Here is a 1,250-nt window from a genome sequence, read left to right on the forward strand (position 1 = left end):
ATATGAGGACGACCAGACATTGTAATTCTCTCCTTTACTTTTTATACAAGTCTATCACATCTTTAAAAAAATGGTATAAGCTTCTACTTGTGCTTTTAAGTCCCCTGATTCGTTGAAATTATCCCAGCTCATTCGGTTTAAAAATACATATCCTTCAAAACAACTGGCTGATAGTTTGGCTCCAAACTCTACGCTTTTTCCGGCTTTTCCTCTGACTATGGGACGGATATGGGGTTGGCTTAAACTTACTATTCTATCCTCAATGCTCTGTTTATTGTTATCAAATAACCATTGCTGTTGGCGATAGACCTCTGTGAGGACTAGCAAGGTTTTATATTGCTTTTTGCTCAGGCGTTCGAGGGTCGCACCTGACTCGATTAGCTGTTCAATATGAGCGAGGTTTCTTTTGATATATTGAAGTTGCTTTTTAATTGCCTGTCTTTTTTTGTTGCGGGATGGTCTTCTTTGTTTTGCTATTAATAAGTAATCTTTTCGGGCGAGATTACGGTAGGTTCTGGGTTTTTTACGGGTTTGATCTTTGAGCTGTTTATACAGGATATCTATAATTTTTTCGGTATGAACTCTGGCTTTGTTTAATAGTCCTAAGTCGGTCGGATAGGTAATGTCGGCTGGGGCACAGGTAGCATCTAGGATTAATTTTCCGCGATTGGGTGACTCATTTTTGGCGTCCGAATCCTTTTTTTTTTCGGGTTTAGCTGGGATGATGGAGCGAATTTTTTCAACCATTCGTTCGTTAACTTTATTAATTAGGTTCGGACTAATTCTTTGCCGAAAATGAACTAATAGAGATGGGTCAAAGGGGAGTTCGTTACTGTAGCTTGATTGACCAATAAAGTATTGTAGATAGGGGTTTTCCCTGATCTGTTCTACTGTTTCCCTATCGCTAACTCCCAGTTTTTCTTTGATGATTAATGCCCCCAATGCCATCCTAAACGATTTGGCGGGTGCCCCCATTTCTGTGGGGAAGTTTTTAGCATATTCTGATTCAAATTCATCCCACGGGATTAGTTGGGCCATTTTTACCCAACGGTTAAGGAGTGACAACTTTCCACATGAGGGGAGTTCAAAGTCGGAGGGTGAGGGGGGAGCAAGCTCAGCTTTTCTGTACACGAGCGCACTGGGTGATGCAAAGGTTTTGTACTATTTTACCTGTTGGTAGTGATAAATATGTAGTGATTAGATATTCATTTGCTCAAAACATAGTTGTAATGATGAATAAAATACCAAAT

Annotated in this window: 1 pseudogene; it reads right to left on the reverse strand. The window is 39.8% G+C overall.

Going from position 1 to position 1,250, the window contains the following annotated elements:
* Positions 1-75: 75 nt before the first annotated feature.
* Positions 76-1,131: pseudogene (locus QUB11_RS31175) on the reverse strand (IS5 family transposase); the annotation flags it as partial.
* Positions 1,132-1,250: the final 119 nt, after the last annotated feature.

It is taken from the genome of Microcoleus sp. B6-A1, assembly GCF_036705085.1.
In the GTDB taxonomy this organism is placed as follows: domain Bacteria; phylum Cyanobacteriota; class Cyanobacteriia; order Cyanobacteriales; family Microcoleaceae; genus Microcoleus.